Source organism: Streptomyces sp. SP18CS02, assembly GCF_036322365.1.
In the GTDB taxonomy this organism is placed as follows: domain Bacteria; phylum Actinomycetota; class Actinomycetes; order Streptomycetales; family Streptomycetaceae; genus Streptomyces.
In genome coordinates, this window is record NZ_JAQYXC010000046.1 from 1 (window position 1) to 1378 (window position 1378).

2 protein-coding genes and 1 pseudogene are annotated in these 1378 nt (G+C 67.9%); all 3 read left to right on the top strand.

Annotated elements, in window-relative coordinates; translation table 11 throughout:
• Positions 1 to 168 (top strand): DUF6192 family protein (locus PUR26_RS00120; protein WP_329868009.1); only part of this gene is annotated, 168 nt, incomplete at its 5' end.
• A 3-nt stretch (positions 169 to 171) separates the two neighbouring features.
• Positions 172 to 594 (top strand): hypothetical protein, encoded by a 423-nt coding sequence (locus PUR26_RS00125; protein WP_329868007.1) that lies wholly within the window; start codon positions 172 to 174, stop codon positions 592 to 594.
• 30 nt (positions 595 to 624) lie between these two features.
• Positions 625 to 1378: pseudogene (locus PUR26_RS00130) on the top strand (IS5 family transposase); the annotation flags it as partial.

A 1378-nucleotide genomic window follows, 5' to 3' on the forward strand; every position in this document is an offset into this window, starting at 1 on the left:
CGACTCGTTCCGCGCATGCGCGACCAGGAGTTCACCGAGGACGAGCGCGAGACGATCCGCCGCGGGATCGCGAAGGTCCGTGGGGCAGCCGACTGGCTGGAGGCCGCGATCGACACCGGTCAGTTCACTTTGGACGAGCAGCTCGCTCAGCTCCTCAAAGGCGACTGAGTCATGGCCGCCCGCCGCCGCGGCGGGCAGGCCCAGCCGCTGAGCGAGCACTACGGCGACCTGGTCCGCGTCGCCCTGATGGAAGCCAGGCCCTCAGGTCTTCAGACCAGGCAGCTGGTCGCTGCCACCCGCCTCACCCCTTCCCAGGTCGCCCGCGGGGTCCGCCATCTGCGCGATGTCGGCGCCGCTGAACATCTCACCCCGATCATCTGGCGCCGCAGAGACGGCTACCTGTTCTCTGACGAGCCCGCCGACTGGATCGAGTACGAGAAGAAGCAGTTCCGCCTGGTGCTCGGCCGGCTCACCCGGTTGATCACGGGGACGCTCGACCCGCACCTGTCCCGCCACCCGGTCGACGAATGGGCCCAGCTGGCATCCGCCCAGCTCACCGGCGTCCGCGCGACCCTGGCTCAGCTCGCCAAATAGACCCAAGCCGACCGAATCCGAGACCTTCCGATGCCTCTGACCTCCCGCCGGCGCCGCTATCCGTCCGACACCACGGTCGCGGAGTGGGCCCTGCTCGAACCCTTGCTGCCCGTCCCGGCCTGCCAGACCAAAACAGGCGGCAGGCCGGAGAAGTGGCACCGGCACCGCCGCGAGATCGTCGACGCCATCCGATACGTGGTCGACAACGGCGTGAAGTGGCGGGCCCTGCCTGCTGACTATCCGCCCTGGCAGACGGTCTACTACCACTTCGCCCAATGGCACCGCGCCGGAGTCGTAGCGTTACTGCGCGACCAGCTCCGACGACAGATACGCGCTGGCCAGGGGCGTTGTCCCTGGCCAGTGACTCTGATCGTCGACTCACAGTCCGTCAAGGGAGCCGAGACCGTCTCCAAGGCCACCCGCGGCTTCGACGCGGGGAAGAAGATCAACGGACGCAAGAGATCGCGGTCGACACCCTCGGCCTGCCCGTAATGATCACGGTGACACCCGCCGACACCACCGACCGAGACGCTGCCCGCGAACTTCTCTGGCGCCTGCGGGTCATGCAGCCGCAGATCACCCAGGTCTGGGCCGACTCCGCCTACGCCGGCCAGCTCGTCAACTGGTCCGACGACTTCCTGCTCATGACGCTCAAGACCGTCTCCCGCCCTCGTGGAGCCAAGGGCTTCGTCGTCCTGCCCCGCCGCTGGAAAGTCGAACGCACCCTCGGCTGGATCATGAAAGCCCGGCGAAACGTCCGCGACTACGAACGCCTCCCTCAGCA

Excerpts from the sequence above, each read along its gene's own strand:
- PUR26_RS00125 (WP_329868007.1), top strand. The coding sequence starts at position 172 with ATGGCCGCCCGCCGCCGCGGCGGGCAGGCCCAGCCGCTGAGCGAGCAC.